This is a genomic window from Bacillus sp. PAMC28571 (assembly GCF_014250435.1).
GTDB lineage: Bacteria > Bacillota > Bacilli > Bacillales > Bacillaceae > Bacillus > Bacillus safensis.
This window is the reverse complement of record NZ_CP060191.1, coordinates 1,381,213-1,407,122: the sequence shown is the minus strand read 5'-3', so window position 1 is coordinate 1,407,122 and position 25,910 is coordinate 1,381,213. Positions and strand designations below refer to the sequence as shown.

General features: G+C 42.2%; 21 protein-coding genes. All 21 read right to left on the bottom strand.

Annotation, left to right across the window (positions count from 1 at the left end):
* Positions 1-130 precede the first annotated feature (130 nt).
* Positions 131-1,096, bottom strand: a complete 966-nt coding sequence (gene ribF, locus H7F25_RS06950) for a bifunctional riboflavin kinase/FAD synthetase (RefSeq protein ID WP_133743805.1) — start codon at positions 1,094-1,096, stop codon at positions 131-133.
* Positions 1,097-1,113: 17 nt separating this feature from the next.
* Positions 1,114-2,043, bottom strand: coding sequence for a tRNA pseudouridine(55) synthase TruB (gene truB, locus H7F25_RS06945; RefSeq protein ID WP_151039473.1), 930 nt, complete (start codon positions 2,041-2,043; stop codon positions 1,114-1,116).
* Positions 2,044-2,111: 68 nt separating this feature from the next.
* Positions 2,112-2,462, bottom strand: coding sequence for a 30S ribosome-binding factor RbfA (gene rbfA / locus H7F25_RS06940; RefSeq protein WP_007499525.1), 351 nt, complete (start codon positions 2,460-2,462; stop codon positions 2,112-2,114).
* A gap of 17 nt (positions 2,463-2,479) precedes the next feature.
* Entirely contained in the window at positions 2,480-2,758 is a 279-nt protein-coding gene (locus H7F25_RS06935) for a DUF503 domain-containing protein (protein WP_024424137.1), read from the bottom strand.
* The gene (infB, locus tag H7F25_RS06930; protein WP_034623586.1) at positions 2,755-4,875 is read right to left on the bottom strand and encodes a translation initiation factor IF-2; all 2,121 of its coding nucleotides are present in this window, start codon (positions 4,873-4,875) and stop codon (positions 2,755-2,757) included. Before infB ends, H7F25_RS06935 begins: the two co-directional genes overlap by 4 nt.
* A gap of 19 nt (positions 4,876-4,894) precedes the next feature.
* On the bottom strand, positions 4,895-5,197 hold the full coding sequence (locus H7F25_RS06925) for a YlxQ family RNA-binding protein (protein WP_024424138.1): 303 nt from the start codon (positions 5,195-5,197) through the stop codon (positions 4,895-4,897).
* The gene (rnpM, locus tag H7F25_RS06920; RefSeq protein ID WP_024424139.1) at positions 5,190-5,474 is read right to left on the bottom strand and encodes an RNase P modulator RnpM; all 285 of its coding nucleotides are present in this window, start codon (positions 5,472-5,474) and stop codon (positions 5,190-5,192) included. The genes H7F25_RS06925 and rnpM overlap by 8 nt, the downstream gene beginning before the upstream one ends.
* A gap of 15 nt (positions 5,475-5,489) precedes the next feature.
* On the bottom strand, positions 5,490-6,605 hold the full coding sequence (gene nusA / locus H7F25_RS06915; RefSeq protein ID WP_024424140.1) for a transcription termination factor NusA: 1,116 nt from the start codon (positions 6,603-6,605) through the stop codon (positions 5,490-5,492).
* A gap of 32 nt (positions 6,606-6,637) precedes the next feature.
* Positions 6,638-7,111, bottom strand: a complete 474-nt coding sequence (gene rimP, locus H7F25_RS06910; RefSeq protein WP_003211398.1) for a ribosome maturation factor RimP — start codon at positions 7,109-7,111, stop codon at positions 6,638-6,640.
* A gap of 238 nt (positions 7,112-7,349) precedes the next feature.
* Complete coding sequence (locus H7F25_RS06905; protein ID WP_185854405.1) at positions 7,350-8,483, bottom strand: glycoside hydrolase 5 family protein; 1,134 nt, start codon at positions 8,481-8,483, stop codon at positions 7,350-7,352.
* Positions 8,484-8,507: 24 nt separating this feature from the next.
* On the bottom strand, positions 8,508-9,737 hold the full coding sequence (locus tag H7F25_RS06900) for an endo-1,4-beta-xylanase (protein WP_103132414.1): 1,230 nt from the start codon (positions 9,735-9,737) through the stop codon (positions 8,508-8,510).
* Positions 9,738-9,818: 81 nt separating this feature from the next.
* Positions 9,819-11,924 carry a glycoside hydrolase family 48 protein gene (locus tag H7F25_RS06895; RefSeq protein ID WP_103132415.1) on the bottom strand — a complete coding sequence of 702 codons (2,106 nt, stop codon included), beginning with the start codon at positions 11,922-11,924 and terminating at the stop codon, positions 9,819-9,821.
* Positions 11,925-11,956: 32 nt separating this feature from the next.
* On the bottom strand, positions 11,957-13,807 hold the full coding sequence (locus tag H7F25_RS06890; RefSeq protein WP_103132416.1) for a glycoside hydrolase family 9 protein: 1,851 nt from the start codon (positions 13,805-13,807) through the stop codon (positions 11,957-11,959).
* 425 nt (positions 13,808-14,232) lie between these two features.
* Positions 14,233-18,486, bottom strand: a complete 4,254-nt coding sequence (locus tag H7F25_RS06885; RefSeq protein ID WP_239500383.1) for a PolC-type DNA polymerase III — start codon at positions 18,484-18,486, stop codon at positions 14,233-14,235.
* 133 nt (positions 18,487-18,619) lie between these two features.
* Positions 18,620-20,317 carry a proline--tRNA ligase gene (locus H7F25_RS06880; RefSeq protein WP_025092592.1) on the bottom strand — a complete coding sequence of 566 codons (1,698 nt, stop codon included), beginning with the start codon at positions 20,315-20,317 and terminating at the stop codon, positions 18,620-18,622.
* Positions 20,318-20,397: 80 nt separating this feature from the next.
* On the bottom strand, positions 20,398-21,663 hold the full coding sequence (rseP, locus tag H7F25_RS06875; protein WP_087975441.1) for an RIP metalloprotease RseP: 1,266 nt from the start codon (positions 21,661-21,663) through the stop codon (positions 20,398-20,400).
* Positions 21,664-21,669: 6 nt separating this feature from the next.
* A complete protein-coding gene (gene dxr, locus H7F25_RS06870) occupies positions 21,670-22,821 on the bottom strand; it encodes a 1-deoxy-D-xylulose-5-phosphate reductoisomerase (protein ID WP_024424147.1) in 1,152 nt (383 codons plus the stop codon).
* Positions 22,822-22,860: 39 nt separating this feature from the next.
* On the bottom strand, positions 22,861-23,655 hold the full coding sequence (locus tag H7F25_RS06865) for a phosphatidate cytidylyltransferase (protein WP_024424148.1): 795 nt from the start codon (positions 23,653-23,655) through the stop codon (positions 22,861-22,863).
* A gap of 12 nt (positions 23,656-23,667) precedes the next feature.
* Entirely contained in the window at positions 23,668-24,450 is a 783-nt protein-coding gene (locus H7F25_RS06860; protein WP_024424149.1) for an undecaprenyl pyrophosphate synthase, read from the bottom strand.
* A 130-nt stretch (positions 24,451-24,580) separates the two neighbouring features.
* Positions 24,581-25,138: a ribosome recycling factor gene (gene frr, locus H7F25_RS06855; protein ID WP_024424150.1), complete on the bottom strand. Its 558-nt coding sequence runs from the start codon at positions 25,136-25,138 to the stop codon at positions 24,581-24,583.
* 1 nt (position 25,139) lies between these two features.
* Positions 25,140-25,862, bottom strand: a complete 723-nt coding sequence (pyrH, locus tag H7F25_RS06850) for a UMP kinase (protein WP_008344767.1) — start codon at positions 25,860-25,862, stop codon at positions 25,140-25,142.
* Positions 25,863-25,910: the final 48 nt, after the last annotated feature.

The window sequence follows — 25,910 nt, the reverse complement described above, 5'->3', positions numbered from 1 at the left end:
CTCCAAATCATGTTAGCCCCATCTACCTCGCAGCCGTCGGTGAAGTCGGCCTGCCAAGTAAGTGGTTTTAAAGCTACAGGAATAATCATACTAAAAATATGCTAAATTTGCAAATGGTAGAGCAGTTTTTCTATGATTTTTTTGTTTGCTTTTGCTGATCTTGAAAAAACTGAATCGCTTCTTCTTTATCTTGACTGATTTGAGCCGTCAGCTCCTGAATTCCGTTAAATTTTCGTTCACTGCGAATGCGCTTGAACCATTGTAATTTAATCGGCTGGCCATATATTTCTTCGTTAAAATCAAAGAGGTTTACTTCAATGGCAGGCTGATCAGGACGTTTTTCATAAAATGTTGGTTTATAGCCGACATTACAAACACCGTCATATACTTTACCTTTTACTTCTGCTCTTACTGCATATACCCCTGTTGGCGGAATAATGTATTCAGCAGATAAGCCGACATTAGCTGTCGGAAACCCGATCGTCCGTCCGCGTTTGTCTCCATGGATGACAATGCCGCGAAGCTGATAAGGTTTTCCTAAAAGCTCGCTCACATATTCAACATCCCCATTTTTTAATGCGGAACGGATGAGAGTGGAGCTGACTTTTCGGTCTTGATTAGACAGCTTAGGTACGATGGTTGCATTGATACGGCCTTTTCCGTATTCGTCGAACGTTTCCATTGTGCCTGCACCAAAACGGCCAAACGTAAAATCAAACCCCGCTACTGCGTGCTTCACATTCAATTCATCCAAATATTGATCCACAAACTCTTGAGGAGATAGAGCTGCAAAACTCTCGCTGAATTGTACGATGTATAAATAGTCAGCGCCCAGCTGTTCGATAAAATCAATTTTATCCTCAAGCGGTGTAATTAAGTCTTTTGGTTCCCGTGCCTTTTGCAAAACATGAGATGGATGCGGATGAAAGGTCATGACTGCTAAGGCCAATCCTTCTTTTTCCGCAATGCTTTTCGCTTTGTCAATGACTTTTTGATGCCCAAGGTGAACACCGTCAAAGTACCCTAAAGCCATGACAGACGGGACTTGATCCTTTTGATTCAATGTATGTGGGTGTGAAATATGTATAGTCTTCACGAGATGTCACCTTTTCTTTAAGATTGCTTGTCCTGAGATAAGATCTTCGCCGGCTTCATCAGGTTCTGTTTGGTCGGGTGCTTTTTATAAATCGCCAGACAACGGCCTGAAGGAGCAAATACAGCGACACGATCCGACTCTGCGAAATGAGCAAATTCATCAGGCATTGGCAGGACTGCACCGTTTTCCACTTTACTTGCTAATGTATCATTTATCTCCCATTTCGGCAAATGATTGAGCGCACGCTCGATCGGGACAAGGTGCTCATCTACAGTTCCTTCCTCGCTTATATCTCGCAGCTCATCCAGCGTGATACATTCATCAAGTGTAAAATCACCAGACCCTGTACGAATGAGATGTGACATGTGGGCTGGAAACCCTAGTTTCTTCCCGATATCAACCGCTAAGGTCCTCACATATGTTCCCTTTGAACATAGAACGGTAAACCTAAATGACACGCTACCATCCTCATATGTGACAGGTGTAGTCCGCTCGATACGGTGAATAGTAATTTCTCGGCTCGGCCGCTCAATTTCAATGCCTTCTCTTGCATATTCATAGAGCTTTTTCCCGCCAATTTTCACAGCAGAAAACATGGGAGGAATTTGTTTAATGGTTCCTTCAAACTGCTTCAGCGCCTCATCAATTTCTTTTTCTGAGATCGGTTTTTCCACCTTTTTTTCTTCTACGATCTCACCTGTTTGGTCTTCTGTTGTTGTAGAAAAGCCAATCGTGATTTCTGCATCATACGTTTTCGATTTATCTGTTAAGTATTCTACAATCTTCGTTGCTCTTCCGATACAAATAGGGAGAACACCTGAAACCTCTGGGTCGAGGGTGCCTGTATGGCCGACTTTTTTTGTGTGCAAAATTTTTCTTACTTTAAACACACAGTCGTGTGAGGTCATGCCTCTTTCTTTATGTAATAAAAGAACACCATTTATCATCTGCGTTCTCTCCTTTCATAAACGATGAAAAAGGACAGACGATCATCGCCTATCCTTATTTCAACGTCTTATTCGTGATCTTTTGTGTTTAATTCAGCAATCAGGCTTTCAATTCGATTTCCGTAATCTACAGATTCGTCGAATTCAAAGTGCAGTTCTGGTGTTTTGCGAAGTCTGATTCGATTGCCAATTTCAGAGCGGATGTACCCTTTAGCCTTTGCAAGACCTTTTAAGGTTTCCTCTCTTTTCTTCTCGTCGCCAAGAACAGAAATGTAGACTTTGGCAATTTGCAAATCACCGGATACTTCGACATCAGTTACAGTCAAAAAGCCGATTCTTGGATCTTTTAGCTTTCTGCCTAAGATGTCGCCCAATTCTTTTTTCATTTGCTCACCCACACGGGTTGCTCTCATACTCATGATCTTATCACCTCTAATTAAAACCACTCAGTTTTCGTGATCGTTCGTTCAATTTCAGGAAAAGAATCGATAAAGCTTAATACACGCTGAAGCTCCTTTTCCACTTGAACCCGAGATGAGGAAATCACGGCGATTCCGATTGATGTACGCTGCCATGTATCCTGGTAATCCATTTCAGCAATGGTTACATTGAATTTATGACGCGTTCTTGTCAATATCCGCTGAAGAACCGCACGTTTTTCCTTCAGTGAGGATGCATCATAGATCATGCACTCACATTCGGTATAACCGATCATTTTCTTTCGATTTCTTGCATAACGAATGATTCCATGACATCACCTTCACGGATATCATTGTATTTCTTAATGGTAATACCACATTCATAGCCTTGTGAAACTTCTTTCACATCATCTTTAAATCGTTTTAACACGTCAACTTCGCCTTCAAAAATAACGACGCCGTCACGGATTAAGCGGATTCCGCTATCTCTTGTAATCGTTCCTTCAGTTACATAACCGCCAGCAATTGTACCGATTTTAGATACTTTGAACGTTTGACGGACTTCAACTTGACCGATGACTTTTTCTTCATATTCAGGGTCAAGCATTCCTTTCATCGCAGCTTCAATTTCATCGATGACTTTATAGATAATGCGGTGCAAGCGGATATCAACGTTCTCAGTCTCAGCTGTGCTCTTCGCATTTCCATCAGGACGTACGTTAAAGCCAATCACGATGGCATTAGAAGCACTTGCTAAAATGATGTCTGATTCTGTAATCGCTCCAACACCCGTATGGATGATTTTCACTTTTACGCCTTCGACTTCAATTTTTTGAAGAGCTGCTGTTAATGCTTCAGCAGAGCCTTGTACGTCTGCTTTCACGATCAAGTTGATATCTTTTACGTCACCTTGTTTGATTTGCTCAAATAGGTCGTCTAGAGATAATTTTGCTTTATCTGAACGCTGTTCATCCAGCTGTTTAGAAGCACGCGCCTCACCGACTTGACGAGCTGTTTTTTCATCTTTGAATACGAGGAACTGATCCCCTGCATTCGGTACATCGTTTAAACCAGTGATTTCAACAGGTGTAGATGGTCCTGCTGTTTTCACGCGGCGGCCGATGTCATTGACCATTGCACGTACACGGCCAAATGTATTTCCGACAACGATTGGGTCACCTACATGAAGTGTACCTGTTTGAACAAGAAGGGTTGCAACAGAACCTCTTCCTTTATCAAGCTCAGCCTCGATGACAGTCCCTTTTGCCGCACGATTAGGGTTGGCTTTCAGTTCTGCTACTTCGCTGACAAGAAGGATCATTTCGATCAATTCGTCAATGCCTTCACCTGTTTTCGCAGATAGTGGAACGAAAATGGTTTCGCCGCCCCAAGCTTCTGGTACAAGACCATGCTCAGTTAATTCCTGCATCACGCGGTCAGGGTTCGCTGTTGGTTTGTCAATTTTGTTAACAGCGACAATGATTGGCACTTCTGCCGCTTTCGCATGGTTAATCGCTTCAATTGTTTGAGGCATGACACCATCATCTGCTGCAACGACTAGAATTGTCGTATCCGTTACTTCGGCACCACGTGCACGCATCGTTGTAAATGCTGCGTGTCCAGGTGTATCAAGGAACGTAATTTTTTTGCCGTTTTCTTCAATTTGGTATGCACCGATATGCTGCGTGATTCCACCTGCTTCGCCTTCGACGACTTTTGTCTTACGAATGCTGTCAAGAAGAGTTGTTTTCCCGTGGTCAACGTGTCCCATGATCGTTACAACTGGAGGGCGTACTTGCATATCTTCTTCTTTATCTTCAACTTCATACTTTTCAAGTTCAGTTTCTTCTAAAATAATGACTTCCTCTACTGGAACACCATATTCAGAAGCGATTAATTCAACTGTATCTTTATCAAGTTCTTGGTTGATCGTTGCCATGACACCAAGCATCATCAGCTTTTTGATGATTTCAGCTGTTTCTTTTCCAAGCTCATCAGCCAGCTGGCCGACAGTCATTGAATTTGTAAATTCAATTTTTTCAGGAAGCTCTTTTTTAGGCTTCACAGGTCTAGCTTGCTGATGCTGCGATTTGTTATTTCCACCGCGTTTATTTTTGTTTTTATTTTGGTTGTTGTTTTTTTTGTTTTTATTAAATTGATTATTCTGCACGTCATTCTTCTTTCTATCATTGTTTTTGTTAGATGATTGTTTTTTTTGTTCTGCGGGTTTCTCGTTAGCTGTCTCTTTTGCTTTGGCTTTTTTATAGATAGCGTCTAGCTTTTTCACAGTGTCGTCTTCAAGCGTCGCCATGTGGTTGTTCACTTCCACGTTCATATCCTTAAGCGCTGCTATAATATCTTTACTTGAAACATCTATGGCTTTTGCGTATTCATATACTCTCACTTTAGCCATTCGTTCACCCCCAAATAAATTAATCGAGCAAGCTTATGAGCTTCTTAGCGAAGCCTTGGTCAGTGACAGCGACAACTACGCGAGCTTCTTTCCCAATAGAACGTCCGAGAACGGAACGGTCTTCAACTTTTCTAACCGGAACATTATAAAATTTGCATTTGTCAGATACCTTTTTCTCTGTGTTAGATGAGGCATCTGCTGCAAGAAGAACCAGCTTAGCACGCGCATGTCTAATTTCTTTGATCACCAGATCTTCTCCTGACACGACTTTACGAGCTCGATTTGCTAGACCAAGCAAAGGATACCATTCAGATTCATTCATTAGGTTTTTTCACCTTTTCAGCTAGTTCTAGTAATTCTTCAAATATGTGTTCGTCAATCTGTGTCTGAAATTGCTGCTGTAAACTGCGTTTGTTCTTTGCCGCAAGAATGGTTTCTTTATCGAGAGAAAGGTAAGCTCCGCGTCCGTTCATTTTTCCGGTAGCGTCAACAGACACTTCTCCTTCTTTAGAACGAACAACACGGATCAGTTCTTTCTTTGGTTTCATTTCTCCCGTCACGACGCATTTTCTAAGCGGGATTTTTTTTCGGCTTTTCACCTTTAATATCACCTCTTATTCGTCAGATTCCTCAGCTACTGGTTCAGCCTCTAAGAAAAGAGATTCAGAGTCTTCAGTTCTTGGGAAAATACCGAGTTCCCTTGCATCTGTTTCGCTTTTAATGTCGATTTTCCAGCTAGTCAGCTTCGCTGCAAGGCGGGCATTTTGACCTCTTTTACCAATTGCTAATGACAGCTGATAATCAGGGACAATGACTGTTGTCGCCTTGTCTTCTTCATTCACAATGACATCAAGTACTTTTGATGGACTGAGCGCATTGGCAACAAATTCAACCGGGTCATTAGACCAATGGACAATGTCAATTTTTTCGCCTTTTAGCTCATTGACAATTGCTTGTACACGCTGACCTTTTGGTCCAACACAGGAGCCAACTGGATCAACATCAGGATCATCTGTACGAACAGATATTTTAGAACGGTCCCCAGCTTCTCTAGCAACCGATTTAAGCTCTACAGTACCATCATAAATTTCTGGTACTTCAATTTCAAATAAACGCTTTAAAAGACCTGGATGTGTTCTAGACACATAAATTTGTGGTCCTTTTGTTGTTTTTTCTACTTTTGTAATGAACACTTTAATGCGGTCATGTGGTTTGTATTCTTCATTTGGCATTTGTTCATTGACAGGAAGAAGAGCTTCGATTTTGCCAAGTGACACGTAAATGAATTTACTGTCAATCCGCTGAACGATTCCCGTCATAATGTCTTCCTCGCGGTCGATGAACTCAGTGTAGATCACACCACGCTCTGCTTCTCTCACTCGCTGCGTCACAACTTGTTTCGCTGTCTGAGCTGCAATGCGTCCGAAGTCTTTTGGTGTGACTTCAATCTCAACGACGTCACCAACCATGTAATTCGGGTTAATATTGGCTGCATCATCTACAGAGATTTCAAGGCGAGAATCATACACTTCATCTACAACATCTTTTCTTGCGAACACGCGAATCGTTCCCGTTTCGCGGTTTAAATCAACACGAACATTTTGTGCTTGATTAAAATTACGCTTATATGCAGAAATGAGTGCAGCTTCTATCGCTTCAATGATAATTTCTTTACTAATACCCTTCTCTTTCTCAAGAACAGTCAGGGCATCTAACAACTCACTACTCATTTTTATGGTTCCCCCTTATATCAATGAAAAGGTTAATTGAACGAAACTGCTAATCTTGCGTTAGCTATTTTTTCGTATGGAATATTGATCTCTTTCTTTCTTGTCTTGATCTTCACTGTCACTGTTGCAATCTCACCATCAAAGCTTGTAAGCTCACCTTCAAATGCTTTTTCACCATCAATTGGTTCATATGTTTTCATGAAAACATTTTTTCCAAGTGCTTTTTCAAAATCAGCTTTTTTCTTTAATGGGCGCTCCGCTCCAGGAGAGGACACTTCAAGAAAGTAGTTTTGGCTAATCGGATCTGCCTCATCAAGCTTTTCGCTCAAGGCTTCGCTCACTTTGGCACACTCTTCGATATCGACACCTTTATCAGAGTCAATAAACACGCGAAGGAACCAGTTTTGACCCTCTTTGACAAATTCAACATCAACGAGTTCAAGCTGTAAGCCATCTAAAATTGGCTGCACCATTTCGCTTACGACATCCACTACTTTTTTGCTCATTCTCTTCCTCCTTGTGCTTTCGATAAACGCTCTTATCAATCATTCTGCATAAAAACCCTGCTTTATGTGAGCAGGGGGAGCAGAAAACGGATGAATAATGTCGAGACAAAAATTGCCTGTTCAATACAAAAGAGCGGGTTTCCCCACTCTTGTCTCGGTAATCGTTAGCATTTCCATAAAAACTATACCATATCCAATTTTTTTATGCAAATGAAGTTCCTTATTCAGCAGGCATTCGTCATCGATTCTTTTTATTCATTCTTTTCGCATGTTCACTAATAAGTGCTGCCTCCCTGCTTCCTTTTATAATGCGGAAACCGTCATAATCTGGATAGAGCGAGTCATCGTCCTGAATGCTTGTTAAAATCCAAAATTGACTGCCAGCCCCTCCGAGCTGCTCTACCGCTGACAGCCAGCTCTGATATACGTCAGGACGAGCTGATTGATTTTGATAGCCAAACTCTTCTAGCACAACTGGCTTTCCGATTGACTTCCCGCGGGTGATATGGTCTTCAATCCATTTCACTCCCCAGGCAGCAGACTTGCTCCAGTGATCTGGGTACAGATGATAGGTTCCATAATCGATATTAGGAAGAGATGTTAAACGGTCCCAATCGACGCCTTCTCCTCCTCCGTAAAACCAATCTTCATGTCCTGGTATGCGAAAGAATCCTTCATCTCCTACTGCAACAAGATGGTGACGATCCAGCGATTTGATCCATGTACTCATTTCATCTGCCCATTTGACTAGTACATTTCCCGTTGGATCTGACTGCATCCGCGGCTCGTTGGCTAATTCCCAAGTCATAATAGCTGGATCGTCTTTATATTGAACACCTGTATACGTATTGGTTCTTTCTAATACATAGCGCACATAATTTTTGTAAGCTTTTTGAATACGAGGATCTGTATAGAAGGCATCATGCGATCCTGCCCCGAACCACTTCACATATTGATTCATACCGCCAAAGTCATCCCAATTGTTTACTAGTGGGATCACAAGCTTTATTCCTTCCTGTCCTGCTTTATAAATCGCATAATCTAGTTTTTGAAAACCAGATTCTTCATAGACGCCTGGACTAGATTGTAAGACTGAGTTTTCTTGAGGAGCCCCGTCGTGAAAGCCCCAAATCCGTATGACCTTTAAATTCATTGCTTTCATATCATCGAACACAGCATCTACCATTTTTTTAGATTTGTAATGGAAATAGTAATTATTTGTGCCGGCGAAGTAAAATGGTTGATTGTTCAGTGTAAATTGTGTACCAGACGTCTGCACATAAGCGGCAGCCTTCATCGTAAGCGAAAACCAGCCAGACCATATAGCGGCTAGAAGTATGAAGCAAGACACTCTTTGAGCCCACTTTTTCATTTACATTCTCCTCACAATCTATCTCTATCCTTCTTGAGGCAGGATTACGTCTAGTTGAAACGGTGTTTGTTCATTTGAATCAAGTTCAATCGTCTGCTGTTTGAGCATTTTATTTTCTTTACCGATTCGAATCTCATATGTTCCGTGAAATGCTGGACATTTCACATGGCCATTAGCATCTGTTTTTTCAACTCTTTGCGTCGTCCACTCGTTTAGAAGCTTTTCATAACGTCGTCCTGCTTCATTTAAAGACCAATCATAATTCACGATGGCTGCATGTTCACCTCTCCAATGGGCACCTGCCCAAAATCCCCACATCAGCACTCCTTTTACGGCTGGATGACTAAATGCGACGCGATATAAAGCTTCCAGGTTATCCGCTCTTCTATTAGGGTCAGGGTGAACAGAATCGTACTCTGTGACCCATATTGGAAGACCAAGCTCAGCCAGCACATCGAGCCTCTCTTTGACAATGACTGGATCGACCCGTTCTTCAAAATGGCCTTGAACCCCAATCGCCTCAATAGGTGCGCCTAACTGACGCAGTTCATTGATATGGGCTTTATAGGCATGGTGTTCACCATAAGAGATCACATTATAATCATTCACAAACAATAGTGCTTGAGGGTCAATTTTTTTCGTTTCTTCATACATCCACTTCCAAATATTTTTCCCAAAGCGATCTTTAAAAAATGAACCATGCATCATTTCATTGTTTACATCCCAATGCCGGAACCTTCCCTTAAAGTGATTGCCCGCATGCTCAAGCCGTTTTTTCATGGCTTCATATACTTCGTGATTCGGCAGTGACCTCAGCCAGCTTGGATTCGCATCCTCTACCTCCCAAAATAAAGCGTGCCCCCTCACTGGAAGCTGATGTCGATCTGCAAAATTCAGCATCGCATCTGCTTTTTCGTAGGTGATTTTCCCTCTTTCTGGCTCATTCGCATACCATTTTGCTTCATTTTCAAAAACAGCCCAATTAAAATGCTTCACGAAAAAATCAGCATATTGTTGATTAAATAACACTTGATCATTCATCGCTGAACCAAAGGCGAATTCATGTCTGATTTGCTTTATTTCAACCTCTATTCCTGCTATTGGCTTTTTTTCGCCGTTTGTCACGTTGATCACAAGATCTCTTTGTCTATGCTCTGAGATTCGATCATCCGCCTCTTTTTTCCACATCAGATTTTCCTGCCCATTTTCGCCTCTATTGAATGAATGATGAAGAAAGCTTCTTTCTTTGACCATGTGAAATCACCCTTATCTTCATTGGATTCATATTACCTATTCAAACTGCCGGCCAGAAGCCGGCAGCTTGCTTTTAACCTCTTAGTTGATCAGACGATGGTATTCAGCATAGGCAGTGGCCATATCCACTTGAGACCAGAAGCGGTGATAAGTGAAAACTGGTGCGCCATTCTCCCATTTGCCTGTAGCTTCATTAAATGAAGACTGATATTTACTTTCGAGTGAAGACCATGCTGGATCTTGTTTAATCTTCGGACGAAGATCAGCAAAACTCGTATAGACCCCATTCCCTCCTCGCTGCGGGTCAGAAGGAATGGTGCTGGCTCCAGGAATTTGATTTCCTTGACCAAATGTCCCGTTCCATCCATTTGGGAAATACACTTCTTTTCTAAAGAAACGGTCATAGTCTTCTCTATCTTCCTCTGTCACTATGCCGACGCCATCATTGTAATTCCATGCAACCTCTAGGAGCTGCGCAGCTGCATCTTTCGCTCTTGCACCAAGCGCTGTATAATCACCTGTTTCCTGCTTTGTGGCTGCAGCAAAGAATATCAAAGCTTTGGCTAGACTTCCTAATACGCCCGTATCCTGAGTCGGATCTTTAGTTACAGCTGTTAAATTTGGATTTCCTGTTGCAGACTGGAACCCGTTCCAAGTATCAGGCTGTCCGCTCCAAGCAATATTTCCAGGAAGCCAAAACTCTCCAGGCGCACTTGTTGTAGCAACTGAAACATTCGTTCCTCCTAGAATTCTCTGTCCTTGTTCATCTAAGAAATAACCCTCTTCATCTGACACAGGACGGCTGCCGATAAAAATGTAGTCTAAGGCATAGCTGACCCATTTTGTTATGACAGATTTGGCCATTTGGACATTTTCAGATGTTTTGTCGCCATCTTTTACAAAAATATAATAAAGCTCTGCTACGCGCTCCATTGGCCACGCCTGCATTCCAAACCAGTTATTTGAAGGCGGGTCAAGGTAAACAGGTGCATCTTCATATGCCATATCATAAAAAGTACTTCTTCCTGCTGGATAAGCGCTATAGTCTCCATTCCAGCTATTGGTTGCGCCTCCTGCTATGGCTCCTTCTTTCGATTGAAGCCATACGTAAAATTCAAGCTGTCTCTTTAAAGTTTTTTCCCAATCGCTTGCCCCGGTAGCAGAAGATGGCTTTAAGCCTCCTTTATCTGAGGATAAAGCATAAGCAGCGACAGGATTTTGATATCCTTGATGACAATGGCTCGCTCCGATACGCCATGACCAGTTTGCATACTCTCCAAGTCCTCCGCCCCAAGAGGTATACCATGCCATTAAGTAATGACAGGCACCCTTTCCGTTTCCAGGATACGGATTCCCCTGCTTCCCGCTTCCAATCGTTTGAAAATATTTATCGTACATGCCGTAACGGAGGAAATCCCCCATTTTTTTCGCTTTATCAAGATAAGCTGACCGATTATAGCCGAGCTCCTTTGCCCAATACATCGCTTGTATCGCGCGCGCATCAGCATCCGTTGCATTCGTATAGCGCCACTGGGCAGCTGGAGCTTGATTTTCTTTTGTGAACAAGCTCATGAATCCTTCATTCGGCTTGCCAAAAGATTTATCGTCTTGTGATGGATGAGGGATGGACTCCCATACAGATTCCTGTGGACCACGCTGGAATGTGTTCACATATGCCGCTTTATGTGATGGGTTGAGCAAGTTGCCATAGCCATACCAGTTATCTACGTCAAGGAGCCAGTGCATTAAATACGTTTCATTCGTCCCATAGGTTGATTTCAATTCACTATCAATTGGATCTTGACCAGCAGGACGAGCACCGGTCAGTTGGCTTGGGTATTGATCCGGAAATGGTTTCTCTGCTGCGTATGTGGCTGGGCTGGACGGATTGTAAGCGTTCATATGCGGCTGCTCATCATTTCCATCTTCATTGACTGGAATGATGTACTTCTCCATATTGTCCCAAGCTGCCTCTAATTTGCTCCAGTCCCCTGTGTAATGTCCGTACAGCACCTCAAGCCACAGCCAATAGCTATATGCTTCTGAAGTTGTCATATGCCCGTAATCAGGTGCTTCGCAAATGAGTGTCTCGATTGAATGATACGGAATTCCTTCTGGTGAAAAATATCCATTCGCATCGCTTTTAATTTGATGATAAAGCGTTAAAAACCGTTCTTTGTTTGACAAGTCCTTCACCCTTTCAATAAAATCGTTGATTTTTATTTGTCTGGAAGTGTGCCAAATACTAAAACACCATCGTCAAAGACGGGAATCTTTGTTGTTTTTTGCATATTGGATGTTAATCCTTGATAGGAATAATCATTTGAGGCATCCCATATATTCGATCCATTTGGAGCAGATAATCGAAATTGTATTTCCTTCTTATGCTCAGATTCTCCTCTAGGAGAAATGGCTACGCCCGTAAAATCGATTTCTGTAAAATAGACGCGGCTTGATGCGTCATATACTTTTAAAGGCGATAAGGAAGCGCCTTCATTGTAGGCTGCTGTCACTTGAATATCCTTTTCAGTGAATCCATTTGCAAAGAGCTCGCTCAGATTGACGTAATATCTAAAGGATAGTGTTTGACTGCTTCTTGCCGGCCAGCCGGACCTGTTGTATAACACTGCTTTCACTTGAGTAGATGTTGTATCATTATGCATCACAGCTGCCTCTACAAAAAACTCATCCTCCACTTGTTCTTTAGGCGGGAAATTTGGCAGCTTTGATTGCCCTTCACCAAACAGCTGCACCATTTTGGCGATATTTCCAGTAAAGGCGGCATTATAATCGGTCGCCACCTCGTTAGATATATAATCAGAGATGTCATCATCATATTGATCCTGTGCATTAGGACCCCCTACAAGCGCTCCATAAAGAGTGTGCCGGTGAGATGGAGGATTTGTCAGCTGGTTCGACCATGAGCCATGTGCAGTACGGTGGTGCGGGTGCTTCGGCGGATTCTGGCCAAACCCAACGACGTAGCTTCTATTCAGCGGATTATCACCTAACATATAGTGAGTTTGCTTAATCGCAAACGATTGGTATCGATTTTTCTTTTCTTGATCAGATACCCAATCAGCATAGACAAAGGCTAAAAATGATGCATTGGCGGCATAACGAAGTGAACCCCATTGATCCAGCCATGCCAAGCCGCCAGGCGTATAGGTGATTCTTTCTACTTTTCCATTTTGAACAAGACCTGTGGTCCAGTAATCAAGATTGCGCTCTGTCGATTCTATAAATCTGTTTTCTTTCGTGATTCTTGCTAGTAAGATTTGTGAAGCAAAAAAAGTATTGTCCCATGACATGGTAAACGTATAATCCCAATCCTTCGGCCATTCTTCTACCGCTTTTAATGCTTTGTTTAAATAGGTTTCTTCATTTGTCGCCAAGTACAGCCAGATTCCACCCCAAATAAGTTCGTCAACATAGCCGCTCCAGGAGTTGTAAAATGGCTGCGCATTGGTGACACAATCTGTATATTTGCCGCGATACCTGTCAGCAAATGCATATAGCTGTTTGGCGTGCGTTAAAAGCTTTGCTGCATAGGACGCATCTGTTTCTTTAAAAATGATAGAACCTGCTGCTAAAGCCGCCGCAGTTTGTGCAGCTACTTCTGTGCCAGGACAATGTTCATCAATTTTAAAAGCTGGCCGGTTCATCGGCATCACTTCTGCTGGTCCCCACCAAGCGTGATCGGCGTTTCCATCACCTACTTGCGCCCAAAATTCATTCGGTCCTGTATGTGCTTTCAAAAAATAATCTGTTGCCCACTTGATTTGATCTAAGATCTCATCAAGCAATTCTGCTTTTTCATAAGCTTCTCGGTATTCATATACTGTCCATGCAAGCACGGCTGCTGAGTAAGCCATCGGAAGTCCAAATTTCACATGATCTCCTGCATCATACCAGCCGCCAGTTAAGTCATGCCCAACATCCTTCCCGTCCTCTAGTCCAGAATCTCCCCGCCAGTTAAGACGATTACTTTCCGGAAGCCGGCCTGACCGCTGCGCTTCATAAAACAGCATGGATTTTTGGAGAACCTCTACATAGTTGTAAGATGCCATTTCTCTATTGCTCACCCCTTCTTTTTAGTGAAACATTGATCAATAGACGCAACCGCCTCCTTTCTATCCTTCGTTTCGTGATCTGTACAGTTTTGAAAAGAATCAAATATGTTTCAAAAATAAGCATAGTAAACAGCAATCAGCTTTACGCTCATCGAAGGTTTTCTCTTGATTCTCCTTCTGACTGTACCCAGAATGATCATATGTCGCTTAAGAACATTTCAGACGGCGAAATTCTCTTTTGAGCTCTATTTGGGTAGAAAGAATGACATACAATCTCTTCTCTTAAAACATCACGCTAAATCAAGATATATGAACGAATAAGAAAATAATTCCAATTGATAAGAAATCTTTATTAGTTAACATAATAAAATTATTGTATATAGAGAAAAGAACGCCCTTTTAGGGCGCTCTTATTTATCACATTAAAATAAAGAAAGCTGGTTTTGATCAGGAAGTGCTTCTAAACAGCCTTGACGATCTAAATATTCAAGGATGGTCTTCGACACTTTTCCGCGTTTTTGTAAATCTTCTTTTGAGAGGAATTCCCCATCTTGCCGCGCGCGGACAATATTTAACGCAACGTTTGTACCGAGGCCAGGGATGGAGTTGAATGGCGGTATTAATCCGTCTCCATCAATGATAAACTCTGTTGCACTTGAGCGGTAAAGGTCCACTTTTTTGAAGTGGTAGCCTCTTTCACACATTTCAAGGGCAAGCTCTAGTACAGTTAATAGGTTCTTTTCTTTCGGTGATGCATCTAAACCTTTTGAATTAATATCGTCCATAACAGCTCGAATCGCATTCGATCCTTTTGTCATCGTTTCAATATCAAAGTCATCCGCACGAACTGTAAAGTAAGCCGCATAGTACAGAAGTGCATGATGCACCTTGAAATAAGCAATACGAACAGCCATTAACACATAAGCAGCCGCGTGGGCTTTAGGGAACATGTATTTGATTTTTTTACAAGAATCAATATACCAGTTTGGTACATTATTATTCTTCATTTCTTCTTCCCATTCAGGAGGAAGTCCTTTTCCTTTACGAACAGATTCCATGATTTTAAAGGCAAGTGACGGCTCTAAGCCTTGATAGATGAGATAGACCATAATATCATCACGGCACCCAATTACTTCACTTAGTTCACACGTTTTATTGTGAATGAGCTCTTGCGCATTTCCGAGCCAAACATCCGTACCGTGTGATAGTCCAGAAATCTGAACAAGCTCTGAGAAAGTCGTTGGTTTTGTATCCTCTAGCATTTGCCGAACAAATCTTGTCCCAAATTCCGGGATACCGAGTGTGCCTGTTTTACAGCCAATTTGCTCTTCTGTGACACCTAGTGGCTCTGTCCCTTGGAAAATCTTCATGACTTCAGGGTCATCTGTTGGAATCGTTTTTGGATCGATTCCGCTTAAATCTTGAAGCATACGAATGACCGTTGGATCATCGTGCCCAAGAATATCCAGCTTCAACAAGTTATCGTGGATCGAATGGAAATCAAAATGTGTCGTCTTCCAATCGGAACCTGTCGCATCTGCTGGGTATTGAATAGGTGAGAAATCGTAAATGTCCATATAATCAGGCACAACGATAATCCCGCCTGGATGCTGGCCTGTTGTCCGTTTTACTCCTGTACAGCCTTGTACAAGCCGGTCGATTTCAGCGCCTCTCATATGAAGGTTATGATCTCCTGCATAGCCTTTTACGTAACCATATGCTGTTTTTTCTGCAACGGTACCAATCGTACCTGCTCGGTATACATAATCTTCACCGAACAACTCTTTCGTATAGTTATGTGCGATCGGCTGATATTCACCTGAGAAGTTCAAGTCAATATCAGGGACTTTGTCTCCTTTAAAACCTAAGAACGTTTCAAACGGAATATCATGTCCATCTTTTTTATACGGCGCTCCACATTCTGGACAGTCCTTATCAGGAAGGTCAAAGCCTGAACCAACAGATCCGTCATTAAAGAACTCAGAGTGCTTACAGCTTGGGCATACATAATGAGGTGCAAGTGGATTCACTTCAGTAATCTCTGTTAATGTCGCAACAAGAGATGAGCCGACAGATCCCCTTGAACCAACGAGATATCCATCATCAAGTGATTTTTTTACGAGCTTATGAGAGATTAAGTAAATAACGGCGAAGCCATGACCGATAATACTTTTTAATTCTTTCTCAATGCGGTCTTCTACGATTTTCGGCAAATCATCTCCGTAGATGCTGCGCGCCATTTGATAGCTCATTTCCCGTATTTCTTCATCTGCACCTTCAATTTTTGGTGTGTAAAGATCATCTTTGATAGGTTTAATGCTTTCGACCATCTCAGATACTTTTTGCGTATTTGTTACGACGATCTCTTTCGCTTTTTCGTCTCCTAGGAAGGAGAAGGCTTCGAGCATTTCATCTGTCGTTCTAAAATGAACTTTTGGCAATTCATGGCGGTTCAGCGGATTCGCTCCACCCTGTGATGAAATTAAGATTTTACGATAAATTTTGTCCTCTGGATGCAGGTAATGTACATTTCCAGTCGCCACAACTGGTTTATTCAGCTTTTCGCCAAGCTTGACAATGTTTGTGATGATTTCTTTTAACGCACGTTCATCTCGAACAAGCTCAAGCTGCAGCAGGTGCTGATACACTTCTGGCGGATGTACTTCTAAATAGTCATAAAATGCTGCAATGTCTTCTACCTCATCAGGGGACTTTTGCATCATTCCTTCAAATACCTCACCCTTATCACAAGCAGACCCAACAATTAAACCTTCTCGATATTTCTCAAGCTGAGAGCGCGGAATACGCGGGACCCGGTAGAAATAATGAATATGAGAAAGTGAAACAAGCTTAAATAAATTCTTAAGACCTGTCTCATTTTGAGCAATCAAAGTCGCATGGTAAGGACGTGAGCGCTGGTAAGCATTCGACTGCCCCATGTTTTCATTCAATTGATCGTGATAGGCAATCTCTTTTTCAGCCGCATCTTTTAGCATCTTCAGCATGAGATAGCCTGTCGCCTCTGCATCATAAATCGCCCGGTGATGCTGCGTCAGTTCAATATCGAACTTTTTACAAAGGGTGTTCAGCCGGTGATTTTTAAATTCTGGATAAAGGAACCGGCCAAGTTCAAGTGTATCAATGACAGGGTTTGACGCTTTATCTGTTTTTAACAGGCGTTTATACGCTGCATTTAAAAAGCCCATATCAAAGCTCGCATTGTGCGCAACAAGGATATCTTGTCCAATCCATTCTTTGAAATCCCGTACGACGTCGACGACATCTGGTGCATCTCTCACCATATCATCGGTGATACCTGTTAATTCGATGGTGGTCGCTGATAACGGGTGATGGGGATTTGCAAATGCCTCAAAGCGGTCTATGATTTCCCCGCCTTTTATTTTCACTGCTGCAAGCTCAATGATCGTGTCATAAACAGCTGAAAGTCCAGTTGTCTCGACGTCGAATACGACATACGTCGCATCCTCTAACAAGCGGTGCTCTGGGTTATACGCAATCGGTACCCCGTCGTCTACTAAGTTGATTTCCACACCGTACATCATTTTGATGCCATGCTTTTTACTTGCTGCATACGCATCTGGGAAGGATTGTACAACGGCATGATCTGTCAGGGCAATTGCTTCATGTCCCCATTTTTTTGCTTGTTCAACAAGTCTGCCAATGCCAGTGACAGCATCCATTTGGCTCATAGGGGAATGTAAATGAAGCTCCACACGCTTTTCACCCTCAGGTGCTGTATCTTCTTTCAGCTGCGGTTTCATTTCATTGACATCATTAGCGATCATGACAAGATCTCTGACAAACGTATCATTTTGAATGCTTCCTCTTGCTTTCACCCACATGCCTTTTTTCAATGATTTCATCAGCTGAGCATCTTCTTTTTCTCTTGCAAACATTTTGATCAAAATACTGTTTGTATAATCTGTGATCTTAAAGATACAAAGCGTTCTCCCGCTTTTCAGCTCACGCGTTTCTGCATCGAATACGTAGCCTTGAACGGTAATTCTTCTTTCCTCGTCCATGATACTGTCAAGCGTACGAATTTCTTCATTGTCTTTGATTTGATAGCCAATCATCAGAGGGCCTGACGGAGCTTCATTCTGCTCCTCACTTTCTTTCTTCTCCATCTCAGTGAGGGCTTGCATGGCTCTTTCTTGATCTTCAGCAAGCTTTTGTTCTCTGAACTTCTGAATCTCTTGATCTGATACAAAAATTTCTGTATCGAATTGCAGCTCTGGAAAGCCCACTTGTTTAAATGCGGCCTGGAGCATCGGGCTGTACTTCTTCTTAATAGCGAGTGCCTCTGTTTCGCTTTTCGTTTTAATGATGATTTTATGTCCAGACAGCGATGGTTTTTGCTGCTGAAGCAAGCTGATGATTGGGGGAGAAATTCCTTGAAGTTCTTCCACACAATGTGACCAGTACGATTGCACGAGTTCTTCAGATATGTGCGGATCACTCACTTCAATCGTACAAGTGATTTGTGCAATATGTGAAAATGCATTTGTCAGCCTGCTGAGAAACATGGCGTATACTTTGTAAGGCAAAAGCGCCTTAAATTTAAAAAGGAAATGCCATGTTTTCGTCGCCTTATGCACCGTCAATTTGACGATTTCCCCTTCTTCAAAGTAACGACTGAGGTCATCATCTGTCATTTGAATCTGATTGAGTAATATATGAAATTGCCGCCGTGTGATCGGTAATTGTTCATCCAAGACAGGACCCTCCTTTTGTCAATCAGAAAGGTACCTCTTTTCTACAGGAGGTACCTTCATTTTTTTGTTCGTTTTATGCTTGGCGTATAAATGAAATCAGATCATCAACAGATACTTCATGTGATTCACCTGATTTTCTAAACTTCACTTCTACTATACCTTCTTCTGAACGTTTTCCGCAGCTAATACGAATTGGCAGTCCAATTAAATCACTGTCTGCAAATTTTACTCCTGCACGCTCCTGGCGGTCATCGAAAAGTACGTCGAAACCTTCATCTTCTAATCGCTCGTACAACGTTTCAGCCAGTTCTTTCTGCGCATCGTTTTTCATATTTAATGCAAGGAGGTGAAGGTCATATGGTGCCACTGTTTCCGGCCAAATGATTCCTTTCTCATCGTGATGCTGTTCAACAATCGCTGACAGCGTTCTAGAGATGCCGATGCCATAGCAGCCCATAATCATTGGCTGCGCACGACCATTCTCATCGAGGTACGTTGCATCCATCGACTCAGAATAACGAGTGCCTAGTTTAAAGACTTGTCCTACTTCAATCCCTTTTGCAAATTGGATTGTGCCTTCCCCATCTGGAGAAACATCTCCTTCTTGAATCAAGCGAAGATCTGTGAATTCTTTTACTGACACGTCACGTGCAGGATTGACATTGACATAATGATAATCCGCTTCGTTTGCACCAGCGACTGCATTTGTCATTCCTTTCACAGCAAGGTCCGCATAAATATCGACTTCTGCTTCCAGTTTAACAGGTCCAACAAATCCAGGCTCAGTTCCAATGACTTCTAGCACTTCTTCACGTGAAGCAAGCTCGACAAGCTGTGCTCCTACCAAGTTTTTCACTTTCACATCATTTACTTCATGATCGCCTCTAGTAAGGATCAGAACATACGCATCATCTGCTTTAAACAAAACAGATTTAATGCAAGCAGCAGGGTCAACTTCTAAAAATCCAGCCACATCTTGAATGGTTTTCACTTGCGGTGTGTGGACTTTTTCAAGTTCTTTGAAGTCCCCAGGATTTGCTTCTTCTCCGTGATATACAGCCTCAGCCATTTCAATGTTTGCAGCATATGAGGAAGTATCAGAATAAGCGATGGTATCCTCTCCGACTTCTGAAAGCGCCATGAACTCATGCGTATCTTTTCCTCCCATTGCCCCAGAATCTGCAATGACTGGTCTAAAATTGAGACCCACTTTTGAGAACACATTAGAGTAAGCCGTAAACATTTTGTTGTATGTCTCATCAAGGCTTTCTGGTGAAGAATGGAATGAGTATGCATCCTTCATGATAAATTCACGTCCGCGCAGCAGTCCAAAGCGTGGTCTCTGTTCATCACGGAATTTTGATTGAATTTGATATAAAGTTAAAGGAAGCTTCTTATACGATTTCACTTCGCTGCGTACTAGTGATGTGATCACTTCTTCGTGGGTTGGGCCAAGTGCAAATTCGCGGCCATGGCGATCCTTCATACGCATCAGTTCTGGACCGTATGTATACCATCTTCCTGACTCTTGCCACATTTCTGCCTGCTGCAGCACTGGCATTAACAGCTCAGCTGCGCCTGCCTTTTCCATTTCCTTGCGGACGATCGATTGAATATGCTGAATGACTTTATGCGCAAGTGGCAGATAATGATAGATTCCACTTGTATTTTGTCTAATAAACCCAGCTCTTACTAAGAGTTGATGACTTTTTGCCTCAGCATCTGCCGGCACCTCTCGAAGAGTTGGAATGAAAGTCAGGGATTGTCTCATGTCGTTACACCTCATTTATGAAATAGGACTTCTCACAAAAACTCTTGTTTCCCGGAATGAGAAACAAGAGAGAATGGTTTTTATAAAAATAACCGCTGAATGTCATTCCACGTTACCACTAACATTAACAGCATGAGGAAAGCAACACCGATAAAGACAACAAGTGCTTCCTTCTCACGATTAATTGGTTTACCGCGAATGGCTTCAACAAATAAGAATAGTAAACGTCCTCCGTCTAATGCAGGAATCGGTAACAAATTCACGATGCCTAGGTTGATACTGAGGAACGCCGCAAACTGCATTAATGTTAACACACCTTGTTTGGCTACTTCTCCTGTCATGTCATAAATTCCAACAGGACCTGCTAACATGTCTAGTGAAAATTGTCCTGTGACAATTTTTTGCAAGTTCGTTAAGATCAGACCTGCCGTTGAAATGACAGTTGTTCCAGAAGATGAAATAACTTTCAAAAATCCATTTTCCGTTGGCGGATATGATCCGAAACGGCCAATGCTTTTCCCATCTGCTTTTACAGCTTCTGGTACAACCTGCACAGTGCTTTCTTTGCCGTCTCGGTCAATGACGACATTCATTTTTTTCTCAGGGTTCTTTTGAACTGTTTGAACGACGTCTGTCCAAGAATTCATTTTCTCGCCGTTAATGGACACGATGTGATCTCCCTGCATGAGTCCAGCCTCAGCCGCCCGGCCGTCTTTCGTCAGCTTACCGAGTACAGGATCATCAACGGTTACCCCTTGAATAAAACCTAAAGCAACCAAAATCACATACGCCAGGATAAAGTTCATAATCGGTCCAGCTGCGATGGCTTTAATTCGCTGCCAAACTGTTTTTGAACCAAATTGACGATTGTATGGTGCAATTTGAATTTCTTCACCATCTGCAATATAGAAGCTTGTTTGACTGACATTGTAGCCAGTCAGAATATCTTCATTTCCAGCTTCATATCCCGAGATTCTCATAGCATGATCTAAATCAATCTGCTCAACTTCGATGACAAGTGCATCAGGATATTTTTCTTTATCATTTAAAATGATCTTTTCTACTTCATTTTGCTCATTGAATAAGAGCCCCACTGTATGACCTGGTTTAATTTCGATAACTTCAGGGTCCTCTCCAGCCATTTTAACAAATCCGCCAATAGGGAGAAGTCTAATGGTATAAACGGTTTCTTTTCGTTTAAAGGAGAAAATCTTCGGCCCAAAACCAATTGCGAACTCGCGGCATAAAATCCCCGCGCGCTGCGCCATAATTAAATGGCCAAGCTCGTGGAAAAAAACGAGCGTTCCAAAAATAATAATAAACGCAATCACTGTATTCACGAACATACCACCTTATGTGAGGATTGATTGAACAAAGTCTCGTGTATCTTTGTCCACTTCATGGATATCTTGCAAACTAGGCGTTGAAATCACATGATGTCTGATTAGTGCCTTTTCAATCAATTCTTCAATTTGCAGGAACGTTACTTTGCCTTTCAGAAATGCATCGACTGCCATTTCATTTGCTGCATTAAGTACAGCAGGCATTGTCCCTCCTATTTTACCTGATTCATAAGCAAAATGTAAGCAGCGATACCTGTCAAAATCCGCTTTTTGGAAATTCAATTGTCCAATCTCCCAAAGGTTCAATGATTTCGCTTCTTGTAACGGCGCCCTGTCAGGGTATGTGAGTGCATATTGAATAGGCACTCTCATGTCAGGTGTCCCTAATTGAGCCATGACGCTTTTGTCGTGAAATTCCACCATCGAATGGATAATGCTCTCTTTATGTAGCAGCACATCAATTTGTTCATAAGGGATATCAAACAACCAATGTGCCTCGATCACCTCGAGCCCTTTATTCATCATCGTCGCTGAATCAATGGTGATTTTCGCTCCCATCGACCAGTTCGGGTGGTTCAGCGCTTCTTCAACCGTAACACCTTCAAGTTCAGTTCGTTTTTTATCTCGGAAACTACCACCTGAAGCTGTCACGATTAAGCGTTCAATATTTTTAGCTTGTTCACCTTGCAGGCATTGAAAAATAGCGGAATGCTCACTATCGACAGGAAGTAAAGGTACATCATATGTTTTAGCGTACTCTTTTACTATATGACCAGCTGTCACAAGTGTTTCCTTATTTGCGAGAGCAATCGTCTTTTTTTGTTCAATGGCCTTTAATGTTGGAACAAGTCCAACACTTCCTACAAGTGCATTGACCACTACGTCCACTGCATCATAGGTCGCTGCCTCGATGTTGGCTTCATCACCAGCAGCCAGCTTCACATCGTATGCAAATGAATGATTTTTTAGCATGTGATAGGTTTCTTCGTCTACACAGCCGACGAATTCAGGCTGAAAGCGCTCAATGATCGGAATCGCCTTTGCTATATTTCTGCCAAATGTCATGGCTTTCAGCTTAAACTTGTCCGGGTGCTGACTGATCACATCTAACGTTTGTTCTCCAATTGATCCTGTTGCGCCTAATAGCGAAATATATTTCAAATTGCCACTCCTTCTCTCGTTCAATAAGTTTCTATGAGGTTAGCTGGCAAACGTTGCGAGCAGTAAGTATAAAAACGGCAGAACGAATAAAAAGCTGTCAAACCTGTCCAAAATCCCGCCATGGCCAGGGAGAATTGTCCCTGAATCCTTCACGTGATAATGACGCTTTAAAGCAGATTCAACAAGGTCGCCAAGCTGTCCAAAGATACTGAGTAAAAGAGTAATAAACATCACAAGCAGATATGATGGCAAAAATCCTGTAACCGCCTGAAACACAAGTGACAACACGACCGCTGTGACGATTCCGCCGATAAATCCTTCTACTGTTTTGTTTGGGCTGATTTCTGGCCAAAGCTTTCGTTTCCCCATAGATTTTCCAATAAAATAGGCTCCTGAGTCAGTAGACCAAATAATCACTGCTGCGAAGAAGATCGCACTCATGCCATATAAGCCTCTAATTTGGATAAAATAATAGAAACTAACGCCAATATATAATGTGGCTAATACAACAAAAGCAACCTCATCGAAAGTGAAAGAGTTTTTGCTCAAAACTGTATAAGTTAAAAGTATTAAGACTGCAAATAAAGCAATCTGCATTTTTGATGCGTCCACGTTTGGGAAGAAGCTGTTGTCTCCGCCCATTAAAAGCCAAAGCAATATTAAGCTGACAATACCAGGAAAGCTGAAAATCGAGATCTTTTTCATTCTTAAAAGCTCAAAGAGAGCGACACTTCCCATTAAATAAATCAGCAGGGTAAATGGCATCTGTCCATATATAACTGCAAGCAAAAAGACTGCAGCTGCCAAAACACCCGTCAAAATTCTTTGTTTCATCTGCACCACCCTCTAAATTCCACCGAACCTCCGGCCGCGGCGCTGGTACTCTCCGATAGCGCCTATAAGGTGCTCATCAGAAAAGTCAGGCCAAAGCACATCCGTAAAGACAAACTCGCTGTACGCAATTTGCCAAAGCATAAAGTTGCTTAATCTAATTTCTCCACTCGTGCGAATGAGCAAATCCGGATCTTGAAGAGATTCTGTCATTAAATAAGCTGAAAACATCTCTTCTGTGATGTCTTCTGCTCGAAGCTTACCTTCTTTGACCTTTTCAGAAATTTGTCTGCATGCGGAGACGATTTCTGTGCGCCCTCCATAGTTGAGCGCAAAGTTTAAAACGAGCCCGTCGTTATTCGCCGTACTCTTTACTGCGTTCTCTACCGCTTTTTTCGTATGCTGCGGGAGGCCGTCTGGATCACCTGTTAAACGCACACGGACATTCTCCTCGATGAGTTCAGGCAGGTAGATGTTTAAAAATTCTTCAGGAAGTTTCATTAAAAAGTCTACTTCTAGTTTTGGACGTTTCCAATTTTCCGTAGAGAAAGCATACAAAGTCAGCACTTTGACATTCAGCTCATTTGCAAGCTTTGTCATGCGCTTGACGACTTTCATTCCTTCATGATGACCTGCTACCCGTGGAAGAGCACGTTTTTTCGCCCATCTTCCGTTCCCATCCATGATAATGGCGATATGTTCAGGAATTTCTCCATTTAATATGTCTTCTTTTGTCAGGCTTTCTAAGTTGGAAGCTGCTGTTTGCTGATTCTTCCAATTTTTGAGTATATTGAGCATGAGATTCCTCCATCACCCAAAAAGGTTGCGTTCCCGCTAAATAATATAGTCATCAACAGTATTAACAAAAAAACCCCCTGTAAACATGAAGAGGGTCTTTTCACTATTATCTATTGTACATAGTTTTTTCTTAAACTTCCATGATTTCTTTTTCTTTATCTTTCGTCACGTCATCAATTTTAGCGACATATTCATCTGTCAATTTTTGGACATCTTCTGTTGATGATCTTAATTCATCTTCAGTGATCTCCCCATTTTTCTCAAGCTTTTTCAAATCATCGTTTGCATCACGACGCACGTTACGAACAGCTACTTTTGCTTCTTCTGAGTATTTTTTTACGACTTTCACAAGCTCTTTACGTCTTTCTTCTGTCAGCGCAGGAATCGCAATACGGATCACATTTCCGTCACTTGTTGGCGTGATGCCAAGATCAGACTTTTGAATCGCTTTTTCGATATCACCGATTGCTGTTTTATCGTAAGGTGTGATAATCAGCATACGTGCTTCTGGCACTGTGATCGACGCAATTTGGTTAAGCGGTGTTTGTGCACCGTAATAATCCACTGTCACTTTATCAAGCAGTGAAGCATTCGCACGGCCTGCACGAACAGTTGCAAGCTCACGTCCGTACGCTTGTACGGCTTTTTCCATTTTTTCTTTCGTTTGGTTCAATACTTCTTTTGACACGTTATTTCCCCCTCACGATCGTTCCGATTGATTCGCCGTTTACGGCACGTTTAATATTTCCTTCTTCCATAATGGAGAAGACGATTAATGGAATGTCATTGTCCATACATAATGAGGACGCAGTAGAATCCATTACAGCAAGCCCTTCTTTAAGTACATCAAGATATGAAAGCTTATCATATTTTACTGCATCCGCATCTGTACGAGGATCAGCACTGTAGACACCATCTACATTATTTTTCGCCATTAAAATGACATCTGCTTCAATTTCTGCTGCTCGAAGTGCTGCTGTAGTATCTGTAGAGAAATAAGGATTCCCTGTTCCAGCAGCAAAAATGACGACACGTTTCTTCTCAAGATGACGGATCGCTTTTCTTCTTATGTATGGTTCTGCAACCTGTCTCATTTCAATAGAGGTTTGCACTCTAGACTGAATGCCAAGCGTTTCTAGGCTGTCCTGTAACGCCAGTGAGTTCATCACTGTTGCCAGCATCCCCATGTAGTCTGCTGTTGCACGGTCCATTCCTAGATCACTGCCTGTCTTCCCGCGCCAAAGGTTTCCTCCGCCTACAACGACTGCAACTTCAACATCAAGCTCTGCAATTTCTTTTACTTGCTTTGCAATTGATTGAATGACAGTTGGGTTAATTCCATTTCCAGCATCACCCGCTAGTGCTTCGCCACTTAGCTTCAGTACAATGCGATTATATTTCGGTTTGCTCATGATAACCTCCAAGTGTATACTATACCGTCTCTTATTATGCGTAAGAAA

Coding starts and splice junctions, on each gene's coding strand:
- truB (WP_151039473.1), bottom strand. CDS start 2,043: ATGATAAATGGTGTTCTTTTATTACATAAAGAAAGAGGCATGACCTCA.
- rbfA (WP_007499525.1), bottom strand. CDS start 2,462: ATGAGTATGAGAGCAACCCGTGTGGGTGAGCAAATGAAAAAAGAATTG.
- H7F25_RS06935 (WP_024424137.1), bottom strand. CDS start 2,758: ATGATCGGTTATACCGAATGTGAGTGCATGATCTATGATGCATCCTCA.
- infB (WP_034623586.1), bottom strand. CDS start 4,875: ATGGCTAAAGTGAGAGTATATGAATACGCAAAAGCCATAGATGTTTCA.
- H7F25_RS06925 (WP_024424138.1), bottom strand. CDS start 5,197: ATGAATGAATCTGAATGGTATCCTTTGCTTGGTCTAGCAAATCGAGCT.
- nusA (WP_024424140.1), bottom strand. CDS start 6,605: ATGAGTAGTGAGTTGTTAGATGCCCTGACTGTTCTTGAGAAAGAGAAG.
- rimP (WP_003211398.1), bottom strand. CDS start 7,111: ATGAGCAAAAAAGTAGTGGATGTCGTAAGCGAAATGGTGCAGCCAATT.
- H7F25_RS06905 (WP_185854405.1), bottom strand. CDS start 8,483: ATGAAAAAGTGGGCTCAAAGAGTGTCTTGCTTCATACTTCTAGCCGCT.
- H7F25_RS06900 (WP_103132414.1), bottom strand. CDS start 9,737: ATGGTCAAAGAAAGAAGCTTTCTTCATCATTCATTCAATAGAGGCGAA.
- H7F25_RS06890 (WP_103132416.1), bottom strand. CDS start 13,807: ATGGCATCTTACAACTATGTAGAGGTTCTCCAAAAATCCATGCTGTTT.
- H7F25_RS06885 (WP_239500383.1), bottom strand. CDS start 18,486: ATGACAGATGATGACCTCAGTCGTTACTTTGAAGAAGGGGAAATCGTC.
- H7F25_RS06880 (WP_025092592.1), bottom strand. CDS start 20,317: ATGAGACAATCCCTGACTTTCATTCCAACTCTTCGAGAGGTGCCGGCA.
- rseP (WP_087975441.1), bottom strand. CDS start 21,663: ATGTTCGTGAATACAGTGATTGCGTTTATTATTATTTTTGGAACGCTC.
- H7F25_RS06865 (WP_024424148.1), bottom strand. CDS start 23,655: ATGAAACAAAGAATTTTGACGGGTGTTTTGGCAGCTGCAGTCTTTTTG.
- H7F25_RS06860 (WP_024424149.1), bottom strand. CDS start 24,450: ATGCTCAATATACTCAAAAATTGGAAGAATCAGCAAACAGCAGCTTCC.
- pyrH (WP_008344767.1), bottom strand. CDS start 25,862: ATGAGCAAACCGAAATATAATCGCATTGTACTGAAGCTAAGTGGCGAA.